The sequence below is a fragment of the Methanomicrobia archaeon genome (genome assembly GCA_011049045.1).
In the GTDB taxonomy this organism is placed as follows: domain Archaea; phylum Halobacteriota; class Syntropharchaeia; order Alkanophagales; family Methanospirareceae; genus JACGMN01.
Map to the genome: position 1 here is coordinate 1 of DSCO01000060.1, position 18,070 is coordinate 18,070.

At 54.8% G+C, this 18,070-nt stretch carries 14 protein-coding genes and 2 pseudogenes; 7 read left to right on the forward strand and 9 right to left on the reverse strand.

The genetic code is table 11. From position 1 onward, the window contains the following. Positions 1-676: 676 nt before the first annotated feature. A pseudogene (locus tag ENN68_08355) lies at positions 677-859 on the forward strand (endoglucanase). Between the two features lie 567 nt (positions 860-1,426). On the opposite strand, the gene ENN68_08360 reads toward ENN68_08355, so the two are convergent. From ENN68_08360 to ENN68_08375, 4 genes are all read right to left on the reverse strand, one after another. After that, positions 1,427-2,728: an amino acid permease gene (locus tag ENN68_08360; GenBank protein HDS46078.1), complete on the reverse strand. Its 1,302-nt coding sequence runs from the start codon at positions 2,726-2,728 to the stop codon at positions 1,427-1,429. Between the two features lie 142 nt (positions 2,729-2,870). Then, positions 2,871-3,923: a radical SAM protein gene (locus ENN68_08365; protein HDS46079.1), complete on the reverse strand. Its 1,053-nt coding sequence runs from the start codon at positions 3,921-3,923 to the stop codon at positions 2,871-2,873. Positions 3,924-3,982: 59 nt separating this feature from the next. Beyond that, positions 3,983-5,338 (reverse strand): O-phospho-L-seryl-tRNA:Cys-tRNA synthase, encoded by a 1,356-nt coding sequence (gene pscS, locus ENN68_08370; GenBank protein ID HDS46080.1) that lies wholly within the window; start codon positions 5,336-5,338, stop codon positions 3,983-3,985. Between the two features lie 109 nt (positions 5,339-5,447). Next, a complete protein-coding gene (locus ENN68_08375) occupies positions 5,448-6,719 on the reverse strand; it encodes a GntP family permease (GenBank protein HDS46081.1) in 1,272 nt (423 codons plus the stop codon). A 135-nt stretch (positions 6,720-6,854) separates the two neighbouring features. Between ENN68_08375 and ENN68_08380 the strand changes: the two genes are divergently transcribed. After that, complete coding sequence (locus tag ENN68_08380) at positions 6,855-7,139, forward strand: DUF3795 domain-containing protein (GenBank protein HDS46082.1); 285 nt, start codon at positions 6,855-6,857, stop codon at positions 7,137-7,139. A gap of 117 nt (positions 7,140-7,256) precedes the next feature. On the opposite strand, the gene ENN68_08385 is transcribed toward ENN68_08380, so the two are convergent. Beyond that, positions 7,257-7,445, reverse strand: a complete 189-nt coding sequence (locus ENN68_08385) for a hypothetical protein (GenBank protein ID HDS46083.1) — start codon at positions 7,443-7,445, stop codon at positions 7,257-7,259. 445 nt (positions 7,446-7,890) lie between these two features. Continuing rightward, complete coding sequence (gene rnhC, locus ENN68_08390; protein HDS46084.1) at positions 7,891-8,829, reverse strand: ribonuclease HIII; 939 nt, start codon at positions 8,827-8,829, stop codon at positions 7,891-7,893. Between the two features lie 420 nt (positions 8,830-9,249). Here rnhC and ilvB point away from each other — a divergent pair, with 420 nt between their 5' ends. From ilvB to ENN68_08410, 4 genes are all read left to right on the forward strand, one after another. Continuing rightward, positions 9,250-11,043 (forward strand): biosynthetic-type acetolactate synthase large subunit, encoded by a 1,794-nt coding sequence (gene ilvB, locus ENN68_08395; GenBank protein HDS46085.1) that lies wholly within the window; start codon positions 9,250-9,252, stop codon positions 11,041-11,043. Next, on the forward strand, positions 11,040-11,534 hold the full coding sequence (gene ilvN / locus ENN68_08400) for an acetolactate synthase small subunit (GenBank protein HDS46086.1): 495 nt from the start codon (positions 11,040-11,042) through the stop codon (positions 11,532-11,534). Before ilvB ends, ilvN begins: the two co-directional genes overlap by 4 nt. A 169-nt stretch (positions 11,535-11,703) precedes the next feature. Continuing rightward, entirely contained in the window at positions 11,704-12,708 is a 1,005-nt protein-coding gene (gene ilvC / locus ENN68_08405) for a ketol-acid reductoisomerase (GenBank protein HDS46087.1), read from the forward strand. Between the two features lie 13 nt (positions 12,709-12,721). Beyond that, positions 12,722-13,345: an FAA hydrolase family protein gene (locus ENN68_08410; protein HDS46088.1), complete on the forward strand. Its 624-nt coding sequence runs from the start codon at positions 12,722-12,724 to the stop codon at positions 13,343-13,345. A gap of 412 nt (positions 13,346-13,757) precedes the next feature. Here the strand turns inward: ENN68_08410 and ENN68_08415 are convergent. The 3 genes and pseudogenes from ENN68_08415 to ENN68_08425 form a co-directional block, all read right to left on the reverse strand. Further along, a pseudogene (locus ENN68_08415) lies at positions 13,758-15,272 on the reverse strand (IS1182 family transposase). 438 nt (positions 15,273-15,710) lie between these two features. Further along, complete coding sequence (locus tag ENN68_08420; GenBank protein ID HDS46089.1) at positions 15,711-16,145, reverse strand: hypothetical protein; 435 nt, start codon at positions 16,143-16,145, stop codon at positions 15,711-15,713. Next, positions 16,142-16,852, reverse strand: a complete 711-nt coding sequence (locus ENN68_08425) for a hypothetical protein (GenBank protein ID HDS46090.1) — start codon at positions 16,850-16,852, stop codon at positions 16,142-16,144. Before ENN68_08425 ends, ENN68_08420 begins: the two co-directional genes overlap by 4 nt. 366 nt (positions 16,853-17,218) lie before the next feature. Between ENN68_08425 and ENN68_08430 the strand changes: the two genes are divergently transcribed. Further along, a complete protein-coding gene (locus tag ENN68_08430; protein HDS46091.1) occupies positions 17,219-18,001 on the forward strand; it encodes an alpha/beta hydrolase in 783 nt (260 codons plus the stop codon). Positions 18,002-18,070 lie beyond the last annotated feature (69 nt).

Sequence of the window (18,070 nt, forward strand, 5' to 3'; positions counted from 1 at the left end):
AAACGTTGTATTTAAATAAGCTTCTTTTCCACTCCAGTTTTGTGGGAAAAGAGAGGGGGGGGGCATTTTATGGGTATCGAAAAGCTCCAGAAAGCTTATAGGAAGGGGGAACTAAACAAATACCCGAAAGTTATATATAGCCCCTTGCCATAGAAAACTCATCGTCTAAATGTAAAAATTAGGAGGAAAAAAAGCGATGTTAAAGAAGAAGATGCTGCTACTCAGCTTTGCGCTCTTACTCGTTATTCTTGCGATAGCAGGAGCATCAGCACAGAATTCAGTGTATCTCGTCCCTCAGACCAGCAATGCCTCGTACTGCAATACCACCAGCGTGCAGATATGGGCTAATACTACCGATGCATTTGGTGGTGGGCAAATAAATTTGACCTATGACAGCAGTTGCGCAAACGTTACCAATTTCGAGTGGGGTCCGCTTTTTTCAATGTTGGCGACGTGGGATTCGAGCGTTGCGGGAAAGGAATGGCTGGTCTTCCTGACAAGCCCCCAAGTCAACGGCACGGTACTCATCGGCACGCTCACCATTCATTGCTGCAATACTGGTGATTGTGTAACCCCGTTGACCTTCTCGCCACCCAGCAAGTTGAACAATCCCGATTCCGCTATCGGCGATCTCACCGTTACCTGGATAAACGGTAGTTTCAGCTGTCTCCAGCCGCCAACACCAACACCAACGCCAACACCAACACCAACGCCAACACCAACACCAACACCAACACCAACGCCAACACCAACACCAACACCAACACCAACGCCAACGCCAACACCAACACCAACACCAACACCAACGCCAACGCCAACACCAACACCAACACCAACACCAACGCCAACACCAACACCCGCTACACCAGATCTATGCACCACTCCTGATATACCGTCACACAACTTCGGGAATGTGCCCGCGAATAAAACAAGAACCTGGGTGTTCTCTATTAAAAACTGTGGCGGCGAGACGTTGAGCTGGCACATAACAACCACTCAGCCCTGGCTAACGGTGAACCCCACAAGCGGTACCACCACGACCGAGAGTGACCCGGTGACCGTGACGATTAACACGACGGGCTTGCCCTGTGATGCTAGTTACACTGGTACAATAAACATCGATTCTAACGGCGGCGTCGCACAGGGAACGATTAGTGTCTTTGTGCCCTGCGCAGTTCCTATGGCAGTGCCTGTCGTAACGTCCCTTGGACTGGTAGCACTTCTTGGCTTGCTAGGAGTTGTAGCCGTACGGCACCTGAAAAGAAGGTCTCATTAGGACCTTCTTCCTCTTTTTTTTTCTCTCTCTCCCTCTCGTTGCTCGAAAAGATATTACAGTACCGCAGGCAACGGGTTAGAAATGTGCTCATGCGCGGATAGCATGTTCTTCAAGCAGGGTTAACAACACCTCCCGCTGGTGTCCAGCCGGTTATCTAGATCGTCCAAACGCCGCGTCCTCATTAACGTGGTATTCCAGAGCGAGGTGAACAAGTACGCCCAGAATAACGAGCACAAACCCCAGGCTGAGCACCTCGGTCGGTAAGTAGATCAGCATGAAGAGCGCGGTGAGCAGACCCAGAAACGGTAAAACCGGGAATCGGCCGATGGTGAGTGGCGTTTTGAAGCCGGTTTCCACCGGTTGCCGGTACCTGAAATAAATGACCGAGGCATTGACCATGATGAAAATGATAAAGATCGTGAAGTTCGCGAGATTGGCGATCGTCGCCAGATCACCAAGAAATACGAAGGGGATAGAAACACCGACGACTGCTATGATCGCGATCCACGGTGTCTGCAGTTTCTCCGAGGTCGAGAGGAAGATCCCGGGCAGGGCCCGGTATGCTGCGATGCCGTAGACAAGCCGCGAGCTACTGAGGAGCGTTACCAGCACGGTATTGAAGGTCGAAAAAAGGGCAATAACCGATAACACGAGTGCGAGACGATCGCCGTACACACGCTGTGCGATAAGTGCAAGTGGCGCCTCCGCCTGTGCTAATTCCTGCCATGAAACAACGCTCAACGCGGCAATCACCACAAGGACATAAATCACGGTGGTCATACTGATGGCGAGCAGAATAGCCCGCGGCATATTCTTCTCCGGCTCTTTCGTTTCTTCTGCCAGCCGCGCAATGTTCTCAAAGCCGATATAACTGAAGAAAATCAATACACCCGCTTCTATAACGCCGTTCAGACCCCGTGCCAGCTCGAGATAGTCGATTGTGTTGAGATACGGCACGCCGATGAAGATGATAATGAGCAAACCGCTCGCTTCGATCAGGGTGAAGAGAATGGTGATGAACGCCGTCTCTTTTATTCCCGCAATGAGAATGACACCGCAGACGAGCAGCGTCGCGACCGCGATCACCGGAATGGTGGTCTGAAAAAGGGCGGAGAAGTACTTCGCGAAACCAACCGCAACGGTCGCAGCCGCAATGATGCTGCCCACGATGATCAACCAGCCGGTAAGCCCTGCTAAGGTATCACCAAAGGATCTCTCGATATACACGTATTCCGCTCCTGCTTCGGGGAACCGGGAAGACAGCTCGGCATAGCTTAATCCGGTTAATGCAGCAACGATACCAGCAAGCAGTACCGAGAGCCACAAACCATTACCACTGAGCCCTGCCGCCGCCCCGATAATCACATAGATACCGGCGCCGAGAATGACCCCGATACCCATCACCGTTATCTGCCAGAGCCCCAGAGCACGTTTCAACACGTCTCTTCTCACTCCTCGCTGTTACCTGTGGTTGCGGTGAATCATAATGGTTTCTGGTAAATGAGCATTTCTTCACGGAGCTGTTGTCCACATGCTGAAACGGCGAAAAGCTCACGGGCCCGCGGTCTGCTACCGGCAGGGTCTGGTGAGCAGATTACAGCACCCCGAGCAACTGCTGGTTTCCGATATTCACGTTATTCAGGTATCGTTTGGCCGTCTCGTAGCAGCGTTTCACCTGCTCACGCGGCGTGATCGGCAGATCGCGCATACAGAAATCGGGATGGAAGACGAGTAACGAATACGGTATCTCAGGGTTCAGGTCCGCAATGAACTTCGCGATCTGCTCTATCTCCTGCTCGTCGACATAAAAGGGTACGAGCAGCGTCGTCGCGGTAAGCACCGGGGGTTCGGAATGCTCGAAATACCGGTGTGCGATCCGCTCGAAGTTCTCGTACGCGCGCTGGTTGGAAACGCCGCACAGTGCTAGGCCCAGATGCGGGTTAAAGGCTTTGAGGTCGAACTTGACGATCCCGCCGCTGGTGACTGAGAGCTCAGCCGCACGTTTCACTAACGTTCTATTGCCGCAACCGTTCCATTCCCAGCAGATTCGCACGGTTCGCTTCGCCAGAACAGCCTCAGAAGCGCGCAGTGCAAACGGGAGCTGCGGCTCGGGACTGCCACCGAAATAACAGATGCAGTGGACATCGTCACGCCGGGTCACGCCGGCAACGAACTGATTGACACTCACAGGCTTGATCGCCTGGAACTCCTTGTGCGATGCGTTCTGACAGAAGAGGCAGTTGAAGTTGCACCCGTAGCTGAAGACTGCCACGTTCACCTTATCGTATTGCGCGGAGCCGGGGCAGAACCATGCCGCGCAGCAGTTCGTTGGCAACGGATCGATATACGAATACAGGATCGCATGGTCGTGGGGCGCTGCGGATCTCAGTTTACCGTCCACGTTCGTTCGCAGCCCGCAGTAGCCCCACGCACCCTCTGGTATCACGCACTCGTTCGCGCAGGTGGTGCAGCGTATCCCACCTTCGCTTCGCGGTGGCTCAACCGGAAGGCGGTACTGCGCTCTGATGCGCGCATGTACGCTCCTGACGAGCTCTAACGCTTCTGCTCGGCCGCTGCGAAGGCAGTCGACGCAGACCTGCAACGCGGCTGATACATGCTCCTTACCGCAGAGGATGCAGTTTCGCATTGCTGATCCTTTTCAGTGTCGGCTTTACCAAACGTAAGTCTTACGTCAGATCGTCTCGATCAGTGTATTTTCAGCCCGTAATTTTCCGCGATCTCCAGAAACGCCGCGCTCAGGTACTTCACACGCGCCCAGCTCAGCCCGTACGTGTTCAGTTTCCACACGCGTGTCGAGCCCGCGAACTCGCCCACGATCTTCCGCTTCTTTAAGTCCTCACTGAGGAAGTAGCCCCGGCGTTTATGCGTCTTCGCGATCTGATCGAAGCTCGCACGCGTGTCCACCCGCGAGAGTGTGTGCCTGCGCGGGTATTCACTCATGATCCTGTTCCCGTCGATGCGGAGGAACTCGCGAGCAAAGTAATTCGACTTCGCCACTTCATCGTCCCAGTGCTGCACCCGCTCCTTCACGGCCGGGAATGAGGCCATCATTGAGAGAACCGTCGCGCCCATCAAGGTGCACCCGAGCAGCTCAGGCTCCTTGTGCTCGAAGCGCCTCCCGGTGCGGTCGCCCATGATACCGCTGCCTCTGAACACTCTGGACGACCATGCCGCGGTCGTCGCGAGGATGCCGGAGGGCGCAACGGCAGCCATGCCCTTGTGCCCCGAACCGACGAGGAAATCTGCGCCGATCTCCTTACCGTTAACGGGCATCATCCCCACGGCATACGCGCCGTTACAGAGGAACGGGATGCCGTAATCCTGTGCTACCGTGCCAACGCCCGCGACATCGTGCACGTTACCGTAACTGTAATCCACGAGCTCGATGATAATCAGCTTTGGCAGCTTCCCCGTCTCGCTCTTCACCACGTCGATCGCTTCCGCGACCGCCTCGCCGGTGATAACGTGCTCCTCACCGGACGTAGCCTCGCGTATAACGCCACCGGCGAGTTCAACAGCCAGGAATTCCGTGTAGTGCGCCAGATCCGAGACGATGACGACGTCGCCACGCGCCACCAGTGAGGACGTAACAGCCTGAAAGCCGCGACGCGCACCAGGCAGTACGCGCACCTCGTCCATGCCCACGAACTCAGCCAATTCGGCGTGAAATTCCGCGATCGGCGGCTGCGTTATCTCATCCAGTCGGCCCGTCAGGCACCGGTCACAGACCGAATAGCCATCACCATAGGCAATGAGCGCCTTGCGCGCGTCCACCGTCAACCGTCCACCGGCCTGGATGGGATTGATATTGATGTATTCCTCTTCCCGTGTCCGCAATTCGAGATCGGGCGTAACCTGCTTGATCGGAATGCCGTTGCCCGCCTTCAACTCCTGTATGAGCTGCTCGAGGTGCGCAATGCGGGCTGAAACGTGCGCTTCCTCCTGCTCGTCAAGGCCAGCCGGTACGGTGTGCCGGTAAAGCTCACGCAACTCTTCAAGCGCGAACAACGCCTCATAGATCTTTCGTACTCGGATATCCATTCCACCGACACTCTGTGTGTGAACTTTTCCTCAGTGTCCTTAATTAGCTTCTTAGGAGCAGAGCTAGGTAAAGATTCTTACGATCAGCGCTGATGGCACGTTCATAACGTTACACCGCAAACATGCCCGAGAAATGCAGGAGCAGCGTTATGCCCAGAGCGATCACCCCGAGCACCATCCCGCCCAACGTATAGCACCGATAGCCAGCCGCTGGCGTGAGCTCCGCAAGCTCCACCACCGTCCAGAAGTACGCGTCATTCGCGTGCGAGATCATGAACGTGCCTGAGGCCAGAGCGAATAGCACGAGCAGAGGGTGCAGGCCCAGGGACGGTAAAATCGGCGCCAGAAGGCCAGGGACAACGATGAACGTGACGAGCCGCGAGCCCTGCACGGTCTGGATCGCGACGGCGAGCAGGAAGGGGATGAAGAGCGCGGGCAGTCCTGACTTGATAACCACCGCGCTGAGCTCCAGACCAACGCCGGTCATTCCCAGGACCGCGCCAAGCGCACCGCCTGCGCAGAGCACCATGAGGATCCCGCCACCCCGTCGTACCGCTTCCCCGGTCCAGAGGTTGCGGTTCTCCTGCCCCAAACGGCTCGTGGTAAGAAAGGCGAGTGCAACGCCGATCAAGAGCGCGATGTTCGGATCACCCACGTAGTCCAGCACGGGGCGGGGCACGAGAAGCTGCGCGAAGATGAGCACTACGGGCACGAGGATGGGCGGATAGGCGCGTAATCTGCTCGCGCGCGCTCTGACCGTGCCAACCGTGCTCACGGGAATCGCTCCGACCCTGCAGAACCGCTGCGCGTACCAGTAGCCGACCAGTGATGTGGGAATCGCGATCATGACACCGAGCAGCACGATCTCCGGGCCAACCACCCCAAGTTCGGTCGCGGCAGAATACACGCCTGGTGCGGGATAGATGAGCTCGTAGGAGGCGAGTGTGCCCAGGCTCAGCGAGGTCGCGACCACGCCCACGGGTATCTTCTGCCTGAGGGCTATTTCACGTGCGATGGGAATCAGGATAATATAGGCGAGGATGCAGCACATCACCGGCAATGCCACGAGGAACCCGAGCATATTCAGGGCAAGGACCGGTCTCTTCGTGAGCCGGATGATATCATCGGCAATCACCGTTGTTCCGCCGATACCCTCCAAAATCGTGCCGATGATGCTGCCGCAGACGATGATGATCCCCAGCTGATAGAGCACCCGGCTCATGCCCGTCAAGAGCGATTCCAGGCCCGCAAACGGCCGCCCTGCCGCGATCGCCACGAAGATCGAGACGCCCAGCAAACTCAGAAAGGGATGGATACGCAATATCGTGGTGAGCACCAGGATCAGAGCCAGGGCGAGCAGGAAAATGATGAGCGGGGACATACTCGTTCGATACGGTATCTTCAGCCGTTGCGCTATTCTGCATTTAGGTACGCGCCCTGCGTTAATAACGTTCACCCTCGGGTGTCCTTTAATAGTTCTCGTTTTGATAGTAGAAGTACAGGAGGTGAGTGGCAAATGCCAAGTGCATGCGGGTTAGCGTGCGAAGTTTGCGGCCTGCGGGAGCAAGGATTCTGCCCCCTCGACGGCTGTGTACCGGGGACCGATCACGCAGCTCAGGAGAAGCTGGAAAAGTTCACCGTCGCGGTTGGCCATCCCTGCTTCATTCTTGAGTGCGCGATCAAGAACCATGTGGATCATTGCACGCGCTGCCCCGAATTCCCCTGCCCGATCCATTACCAGCAGGGGCTCTACAGCGAGAAACTCCTCGACATGATTAAAGGCATACGCGGGAAGAAGTAGTTCGCTCTTCGCGAATAGATGCGCCCGTCAATACCTTCCGGGTTTGAGTGAGAGCAGCTTGTCTGCTGGTAGTGATATGCCCTGCTCATGGGCGATCATCCGATTGCCCGATCGAGACTACATCCCTATGTAGTTGAGCAATCCATAGACCAGAAAGGCGGGCCATACGATCGCCTTCAAAAATCCGAGCACGCCCATCCAGAACGTTGTTGCCGTTCCGATAAAATGCACTGCCGCTCCGATAAACCCGAGGAAATAGAAAGCACCTGCCGGACCACTTCCCTGCATTTTTTGTTCTTTGTGCATGTGTTAGAGTGAATAGGAACCTGTAATTAAGCTTTTCGGTCATTGATTGCCGGTGCGAGCAGTCTTACTACTCAGTGCCGTTTGCACCTGACGGAACTCTGCGGGCGGACATTTTCGGGTCATAGTTCACAACGAGTACTATTTTTCTATCCTCCAAACCCGATTTGCTTGTTCGCTCTTGTCTTCACAATGAAATGTTCCAGTCTCTTTTTAAATTACTCAGGCCGTTTTCGGGCTCGTCGATATAAGCAAGCAATGCCTATCCTTCTGTAAGCATGCGAAAAAGGGTGGTAATTTTCCCCTGCCACCTCATCGTCTTTTGGTGCTTCTATACTATCAGGCGGGGAAACAAACGGTTCTTTGAGGATTTTTTTAGCACTTCGTGCAGTGAAGTGAAGGATGCAGCAGGTTCTCGGTGAGCAGCCGGTCTTGAGGTTGTTCATGTTCACCAATCGGTCTTGAGATCTTCGCTCACGCGGGGGACCAATCCACCGGTAATTTCTCGCGTTATGGAGAAATGAACTTTAGCGACATCCAGCAGGGCATCCACACCGTATTCTTTTACAAACTGCGTGCCAAATGTCACGACATTCGAGGACCCTTTCGGAAATAACGTGTCATACCGCTCACCCAGCTCACGTAATTTACCAACAAATGTATCGCGTGCCAGTATAGAAGCGGCAGCAACAGCTCGATCACGCTCGGCTTTTGGCAGTTGAACCAACTCTATTTCTCTTCCGTTCCTCATCAACGCAGTTTCAATGTAACGTTTATCTCCAAACTGGTCAGCGATTGCCACTTTGCAGTCCGTTCCGGCACGCAATATATTTTCTATCGCCCTTGCATGTGCCCATCCCAGAATCTTGTTTAAATTACCCACTTTTTGGTATAAGATATTGTACTTTGCGGGGCTGATCCAGATGACTGCATAGTCCTCTTTGCTTAGCAATCGCTTGATTTCAAAAGCGAGATTCGAAATGGTTGTCTCAGCAAGCGTTTTAGAATCTCTGACCCCGCGTATTGATAACTCCTTTTCCGTTTCTGCTGTGATCAGAACACCTGCGACCACTAACGGCCCAAAGTAATCACCTTTTCCCGCTTCATCGGTGCCTATTCTGGTACCTGAAACAGGTATAGGCGGATATTCCTTCTCTTTTTCCGCCCGGTCAACAGAGCCTATTGATAACAGGAACTCCGTTAGTTCCTGGATCCCCGCTTTGTTGCTGCCGCCGAATACGATTTTACCGCTACTATACAGGTTAACGACAAGGGTATCGTTTCGTGCCAAAAAGTCCTGATTGGGTCGCGGTTCGAATGAGAACCCGGCGGTCTCTAAATACTGCCGCAGTTTATGCTTCTGTTCTTCGGTCACGTGGAAGGTCATAGGACCACCCTTTAGACAGAGTTAGCCGTTTAAATAGCCGTTGTCGTCGCTTATGCTTTGTGCACACCGTCTTAGATTAGATAGACTCTTCTGGACGGATCGCTTGTCTCCTCGATTTCCCGTCCCGTCATTCGGGGATATCCCCTGCTCGCCTTATCCCACAACCGGCCCAGCAGACGTTACCAACACGGTCCTTGATACAACTACTCTCTTTTGGATCGCAATGACCTTATGAACTCGTTCATTTTCCTTCCGTACGTAGGTGGGAGAATGCAGCGGACAGTAGCGGCCGCTTTGAAGAATTCCTCGCGCGAGTTCGCCGCGTAGGTTGTCTGCTTTTATAATGGGCACCGACATACTATTACTAGCTCCATCACCAATAATTCTCACAGCAGAGAATCCCGGGAGTGAAAAGTGACAATGACAAAAGAGAAGCTGAGCGGTGCGGAGATCGTCGTGGCAGAATTGAAGACTGAGGGTGTTGAGGTCGCCTTTGGAATCCCGGGCGGCGTTCTCCTGGACTTATACGAGGTACTGTATTCAGAGGACTCGATACGGCACATTCTCATGCGGCACGAGCAGTGCGCAGCCCACGCGGCTGACGGCTATGCACGTGTCTCCGGCAAGACCGGTGTCTGCATCGCGACCTCAGGTCCAGGCGCCACGAACCTGGTAACGGGACTGGCGAACGCGAGTATGGACTCTGCACCGGTCGTGGCCCTCACCGGCCAGGTGCCGACCGCAGCGATCGGCAGCAACGCCTTCCAGGAGGCCAGCACCTTCACCATCACCATGCCGGTGACGAAGCATAACTTCCTCGTGAAACGCACGGCTGATCTCCCGAAAGTCATCCATAACGCCTTTCATATCGCCAATACCGGTCGAAAAGGCGTCGTCCTGATCGATCTCCCCAAGGACGTGCTGGCAACAAGAATCGAGACCGTGCTGCACCCGAAAGAGACGTTCGCGGGCTATAAGCCGAATATCAAGCCGAATCGGGTGCAGATAAAGAAAGCGGTCGAGGCGTTGCTCAATGCAGAACGCCCGCTCATCCTGGCTGGTGGCGGGGTTATCAGCGCGGATGCAAGCGAAGAGCTCAGGTACCTCGCGGAATTCCTCGGGGCTCCGGTGGTCACCACGCTCCTCGGCAAAGGCGCTTTCCCCGAGTCGCACCCGTTCTCTCTGGGGATGGCCGGCATGCACGGTCGCATCTACGCCAATCGCGCCATCAACGAATGCGACGCGCTGCTCGCCGTTGGCACTCGGTTCAGCGACCGGTTAACCGGCTGGCTCCTGGACCAATTCGCGCCCGAAGCGACCTTGATCCACGTGGACATCGACGCTGCCGAGATCAACAAGAATATCCCGGTTGATATCCCGATCCAGGGCGATGCGAAGCTCGCACTTACCGAGCTCATGCTCTGGTTGGAGCGCCGTAAAAACGCGTCTGCGAGCGATACCGTCTGGACGCAGCGGATAAAGGAGATGCACGCGGCCTGTGAGGATTGCATCAATGACGTCTGGCGGGAAGGCACCTCGCTCTCTGATCGGTTCATCAAGGAGCTGAATCGCATCCTCGATGACGATGTCATCGTCACGACCGAGGTGGGACAGTGCCAGATGTATGCGGCACATTATTACATGACCCAAAAGCCGCGCATGTTCATCTCATCAGGCGGGCTGGGCACGATGGGATTCGGATTCCCTGCGGCGATCGGGGCAAAGGTCGCGGCACCGGACACCAGGGTCGTGGATATCGCGGGTGATGGCAGTTTTCTCATGACCTGTCAGGATCTGGCCACCTGCGTCGAGAACGATATACCCGTCGTGGTCTGCATCTTCCACAACCGGTATCTCGGTATGGTACGCCAGTGGCAGGAGCTCTTCTTCAGGAAGAAATATTCACATACCGGGCTGGGCATCACGCCCGATTTCGTGAAGCTGGCCGAGGCGTTTGGTGCCTACGGCGAGCGGGTGGAGAAGCCGGAAGATCTACGGAACGCCCTCCACAACGCCTTCGAATCGGGTAAGCCCGCAGTGATCGACATGATCGTGGGGAACGAGGACAAGGTACTGCCGATGATCCCGCCCGGTGGCGGGTTGATCGGTATGATCGGCACGGAGCACTGCACCCCGCTCCCAACACCGGTACGACGGTCCGCCGAGGTGACCAGAGCGGCAGGACTCGTGGAACTGGCAGGAGCAGAAGAATGACCACACACATCATTTCGCTACTGGTTGAGGATCACCCGGGCGTGCTCACCCGGATGTCCGGCATGTTCACCATGCGCGGCATCAATATCATCTCGCTCACCGTCTCGCCCTGCGAGAAGGAAGGGCAGTCACGAATGACCGTCGTCATTGACGGGTCAGAAAGCGTTCTGGAGCAGGTGCGGAAGCAGCTCAGCAATCTGATCGAGGTGATTAAGGTCGCGGATCTTGTCAGGGCCAGGGCGATCATCCGGGATCTGTGCCTCATGAAGGTCCACATCAAGGACCCCACTGCGCGATCAGAGGTCATGCAGCTCGCGGAATCCTATGGCGCGAAGATCGCCGATGCGACCCTGGATTCCGTGATCCTTGAGCTGACTGAGGAGCCGGGCACGATCGACCGGTTTGTGGAGCTGATGCGGCATTTCGGGGTCAAACAGCTCTTCAGGACCGGGGTCACGGCTATTGGCCTGGGCTCGAGTGCGGAACGGTAGGCACACTCGTGGGAAGGACGGGAACACCAGGAGACCTGGAGTGCAATGCGACCGGAGTGATCAGGTGCACTAGGTTTCCGCTATCAACGGTAGGTAACGGAACCGGAAAGCTATATATGCGATAAGTTCGGTTTCTTTCTGTAACCACTACATGGAGGAGGAAGAGTGCATGACATTGAACGTATTACATGACGAGGACGTTGACGATAGCATCTTGAGGGATAAGACCGTTGCGGTTATCGGGTATGGTTCACAGGGCGATGCGCAGGCGAACTGCCTGCGGGATTCCGGTGTGAACGTGATTATCGGTGAGACAGAGGTATTGGGCGGTCAGCCGAACCGGAGCTGGCAGAAGGCAAAGGCTGATGGGTTTGCGGTCATGCCGATCGACGCGGCGGCGACAAAGGCCGACATCGTCCATATTCTGCTGCCGGACGAGGTGCAGCCGATGGTCTATGAGCACCAGATCGCGCCGCAATTGCAGGCCGGTAAGGCGCTTTGCTTCTCACACGGGTTCAATATCTGCTTCAAACGCATCGTTCCGCCTGAAAACGTGGACGTGATCATGGTCGCCCCGAAGGCGCCGGGTACTGAGGAGCGCGTGGCGTACCTGGCGGGCTTCGGCGTTCCCGGGCTCGTGGCCGTGAAGCAAAACCCTTCGGGCCAGGCACGCGAGCTAGCGCTTGCCATGACGAAGGCGATGCACTGGACCAAGGCGGGTATCTTGGAGTGCACCTTCGAGCAGGAAACTTACGAAGATCTCTTCGGCGAGCAGTGCGTTCTCTGCGGCGGTCTGGTAGAGCTGATGAAGAACGGCTTCGAGGTCCTGGTGGAAGCGGGCTATCCACCGGAGATGGCGTATTTCGAATGCGTGCACGAGATGAAGTTAATCGTTGATCTGGTCTGGCAGGGTGGTATCAAGCGCATGGCCGAGGTCATCTCGAACACCGCGGAATACGGCATGTGGGCTGTCGGACACACGATCATTGGGCCCGAAGTAAAGGCGAAGATGCAGGAGGCCCTGAAGCGGGTCGAGAACGGCGAGTTCGCTCAGGAATGGGTGGAGGAGTATAAGAGAGGTATTCCTTTCCTGAAGGCGAGCCGTGAGAACATCGGGAAGCACCAGATAGAGACCGTGGGCGAGGAGATCAGGCAACTGTTCAAGAAGCCGTAAGCTCCGCCTTCAGATGCCCCTCGCCTTCTTGCCGCATCAGCCGACGAAGGTCGTGCTGGTCGGGCTCAATTACCGGGATCACGCACGGGAGCTGAAGATGCCGATCCCGGACGAGCCAATAATATTCTTGAAGCCGCCAACAGCACTGATCGGACCCGAGGAGTTCATCGTCTACCCGGCGCAGTCAACGCGGGTGGATTACGAGGCTGAGCTGGCAGTAGTGATGAAGAGCACGTGCAGGAACGTCGAGCCTGATGCGGTGATGGACTTCGTCGAGGGGTTCACCTGCTTGAACGACGTCACGGCGCGTGACCTGCAGCGTAAGGACGTGCAGTGGACACGGGCGAAGAGCTTCGATACCTTCTGCCCCGTGGGCCCGCGGGTCAGTAGCAACATCGATCCGAACAACCTTCGGATACAGAGCTACCTGAATGGCGAGCTGAGGCAGGATTCCACTACCACAAATTTCATCTTTACCACCGAGGAGCTGGTCTCGTTCATCTCCAACGTGATGACGCTACAAAAAGGGGACCTCATAGCAACCGGAACGCCGAGCGGGATCGGGGCACTGCAGCGTGGAGATACGATTGAGATTGTACTAGAGGGCGTGGGAACGCTGCGGAATTACGTGCGATGAGATAACCTTGGAGAACCTATACCTGACGATCCTGAACAATAGTTGCTGTAAGCCAACGAACTTAGGTCGAAGCGGCTCAGACCGTTTCACACTGAGATAGATAGATAGATATAACGCCATCCTCTTTGGTTCGGTTAATACGTTCATCAGAGGTCTTTGCCGGGGTATGACAGCCGGGAAGCTCAATCACGTCGGAAATGAGGTAGCCATGCCATCTTCGCCCCCTTCAACAATCACCGTAAATTTTTCGGCCATAAACAGGCTGTCCCGCAACTTACTCTTGAGAACACACTCGCAATTTACGGGCACACGATAATCCTATGAATCCACACACCTTAGATGACCAAGTGACGATTGACGCACCGATGTTTTTTACCGACACTGAAACACACCTCATTTTTCCCAGGTCTGGTATGCTCTTCCCTAATCTACCCCACAGCACCTTCAGGTTATGGGCCGTGCACACCAGATTATACTCGATTCGCACACCTCCGGTGCCCCTTGTCAGGAACCCGCGGAACTTCATATTGTGCTTGATATTACCGAACGGCCACTCGACCGTCTCTTTTCGTTTCCCGTACTCCTCTTTACCTTCGGCCGTACGCATCTTCGCGGCCATACGCCGCCGTTCCGCCTCGTACTCATCGCTCAAGATGACTCGGTGCTGGTTTTTCCTCGCACAGTCCCGCCTGAACGGGCAGTCGCGGCAGTTCGCGCCGTAATACACGTACACCCGTTTGCCCTTATACTCGTACTCGCCCGTTCTGCTGAGGAACTCGCCATTGGGACAGCGAAACTGGTCTTTCTCCACATCATAGGCGAATTTATCCTTCGCATACGGACCTCCCTCAACCTTCTTGCGCTTCTGCTCCTGCGCCTGCTTGCTGTCGGGAATATAGCCATTCAGCCCCCGTTGCTCCAGATACCGGAGGTTCTCGCCGCTGAAGTAGCCGTTGTCCGAGCTCACCTTCGTCCCTTCAGGCAAGCTACCCAGATTCTTTTCCGTCAGCTCGATCTGCGGCTGCAGCTGGTGACGGTCGGTGCAATCCGGCGTGACGTCATTGGCGAGGATTATGCCCGAATCGTGGTCCACGGTGCTCGGTCCATTGTAGGCGAGCTCCGTTCGTTGCCCGCTCTTCATAAACCGCGCCTCGGGGTCACTTAGACTGACGGCACGCTGTTCACTCTTCGTGATCTCTTCCTCTGCCTTATCGAGCTTCTCAAGGATCTTTTCCTTCTGGCGCTCATCGCCGAGCTCGTACTGCTCGATCAGCTGCTTCGCTGCACGCTTCAAGCTCTTGCCCGAAGCTTCTTTATACTCCTCGATCTTCCTCCGGATCTTCTCCCGTGTATCGAGCTCGGGCGGAAGTTCATCGCCACGCTTATCACCATAAAGCTGATCCTCCTCTTCATCGACCGCAATCCCGCGTTCGAGCATCTTCCTGATCTCTTCGAGCTCAGCCTTACTCAGCGTAAACTTCTTCGAGGCGTTGGCTTTGAGCTTCGTCCCGTCCGTCGAGATATGCCCCCGGGTCACGATGCCCGCAGCTTTGGCGACCACGACGGTCTTCTTAAAGGTCTCTTCAAGCAGCCCTTTGCATTCCCTTTTAAAATTGCAGATCGTCCTGAAATCAGGCTTATCATTACCTGCAAGATACATATAGACGACATTCTCTCGAGCAAGCTTTGCTAAGTTCCGCGAAGACCAGACGGCAATAACAGAAGCCATGATCACTAATCTCAGCAATACCCGGCGTGAATATGCTGGATTGCCAGGTGTGAATTTGTACCTCTCTTCCGTTTCACTCATATCCATGCTATTCACAACGTCAGCAACAAAATGACAGATATGGTCTTCAGGTATGAGCTCTAGCAATGACACTGGCAGTAGCCATGTCTGCCCCATTTTATCATCTCGCACCGTCATTTCTATCAATAATCCGATCGTATACTACTATTATTAAAATCTCTATAAAAGCTTTTCGGTTGATGTTATATTATATTTGAACTGCTCTACACTATTCTATACTATTGTCTCTCAATTCAGAATAGATGAGCAAAAAAGAGCTGGGAACTCAGAGAAAGGATTATTTTGACTGGGCGCGATGGCCTTTTTGAGGAAAACAATCACTTTAGGGGTGATGAAGAATTGTTGGACCGCCTGTAAAAAGTACTGGACGAGCGAGACAGAGATAAAGATCACTCTAACGCTCTAACGTGGAATGGATGCTCAGGGTCATCGAACGCCTTCGCTACTTTGAAGAGCTAGTTCGCCCGTGCAATCGTCATGCTCGATCACAGCAGGCACCGTACCCGCATGTGCGTGCTTGCTATCGGGAAGTTGGCCCGGTCCCGCAAGCCTGATCTACGATAGATTCGCCGGTACAATCCCGTAACAAGACCATAGCACCACTTTCATGAGCGCGCCGATCAGGATCGAGTACGTTACATTGACCATCGTGCCCGCGAGATAAAAGAGGGTATTCGTACTTATGTCCTCTCTCCGGACGACCGTTTTGGCCGCAAAAATCAGGGCTAGAGCGGTGTACGCATCCAGGAGCATGAAGGTAAGGATTAAGAAGTTCTCGCATTTGCCCACGACCGCGCCGGTATCGAGCGCCTTCTGAGAGACACCGAATTTGCCTGCTGCCGCACTGGCAGAGTCAGATCCACCGGCTCTGGACTCGTCCCTTGTGATCAGCGATAAAACAACCCACACCACACGACCACTGGTTAACAGCAGAACCAGATAACCGGTAACAAGGATCAGTGCTAACCAGAGCATGTTACTACTGGTCATGGTGAGTGCTCCGCGAATTCTGAGTGCCGCATCCGAGCCGCATAGTGCTTGAGTGCGTAATCCAATTTCTCTTCAATAATTTCCAGCTCTTTCCACATGGTTCGGGCAAGCGTTTTAGAAACAGCCTGTTGTGATATCCCCAGATCTGCTGCTATCTCTGCTTGCAGTTTGTGTTTCCTGTATTCTTCAACTATCTGGAACTGCCGCGGGCTCCAGGTGTTCTTCGTTATCAAAATGAGATTAATCAAGCCAAATAGCGAAGCGTCAAGTACCTCGTCCTGTACGGACATATCAAACAGAAGCTTTGACTTTTTCAGTGAAAGTAACATCTCAGATGCTTTATGGAAAGCAGGGCCATCCATTATAGAGACATCCCGGGTTTTAAGCCCAGTATCAACGTAGTCATACACGAGCACAAATCGCGCTGCGTTCGGATATAATCGCGCTAATAGGGTGGTAATTAGTCTGTAGCTATCCGTGATAGTGGCCAGTGCACAACCAAATTCATCCACTCCTTTCAAAATCTTGAATCCCGCGTATATATCCGGATACCTCTCATTAACCTCCCGACCCGCTTCCAATAAGGTCCGCTGAAAGGCCGCTCTGTTCGTGATCGTTCGTGAGGCGACCACGTCACCGAGCAGCACAACCAGCTTCCGCCTGCCCGTATTCGCGCCCGGGCCCCTCTCCGCCATGGTAACAACCATGTATGTTGTAACTATATAAAACAATTGTATACGTTTGTACCATCGCGGGGTTGTTGTGGCGCTCTACCGCGGTGCTTGTCCGAATGAGAGTACCGGCGCAGAAGGCTTTTTTTAAAAAAAAAGCATCATGTCGCTTATTGCGGTTAATGCCGCGATAACCCGTTACGCACGCACGGCTGCTATTAGCGCTTTGATCGTCTTACCACAGTCTCATATCGCCGGATTCTCGCATCCGCTCAGGTTTGGCGATGCTTACTCGAATTAACTAACGCTCAGCGCGGTAACAGGTTAACTTGTGAGTTTTAAGCTAGTGGAACGGTGAGATCAGTGAGTATCGCACCAAAATGCCACTCAGGAGAAACACCCATGGATAATACCCGTACTTATGGTGCGCCGCCCTTCACGGTTGCGGTCGTTCATGGCGGGCCCGGCGCACCGGGTGAGATGGCCCCGGTCGCGCGCACACTTGCGCCCCACGTGGGAGTGCTCGAGCCGCTGCAAACGGCATGCACACTCGACGGGCAAGTCCAGGAATTACAGGCGAGCCTGCAGCATACCGCTGACCTGCCCGTCACCCTGATCGGCTGGTCCTGGGGCGCGTGGCTCAGCTTCATGCTCGCCGCGCGTCATCCCGAATCGGTGAAGAAGCTCATACTCGTTGGTTGCGGGCCCTTTGAAACGGGGTATGCCGCACATATCACAGGCGTCCGGTTACGCCGGCTCAGTGCAGCAGAACGCGCGGACGTGCTCGCGCTCTCCGCAGCTCTGGGCGATCCTGCCGTCGCGGATAAGAGTATGATCATGGCTCGAGTGGGCACCATACTGGCAAAGGCGGACGCTTATGACCCGTTGCTCCATGAACGCGAGTATCTCGAATGCCAGTACCGGATTCACCAGCGCGTCTGGGCTGAGGCTGACGCGTTCAGACGTAGCGGGGAGCTGCTCGCACTCGGCACGAGAATCACCTGCCCGGTCGTTGCTCTACACGGCGACTTTGATCCCCATCCGGCCGAAGGGGTCAAGGAGCCACTTGCGCGGGTGCTCGCCGATTTCCAGTTCGTGCTGCTGCAGCATTGCGGGCATTGCCCCTGGATCGAGCGGCGCGCAAAAGATCGGTTCTTCCAGATCATCAAGGAAGAGCTGGAATGAAGTCGTGCCACCAAAGCGTGCGTGCACGAACGTTTTTTCTCAGGTACCGTACGGAGCGCAGAAAAGAGT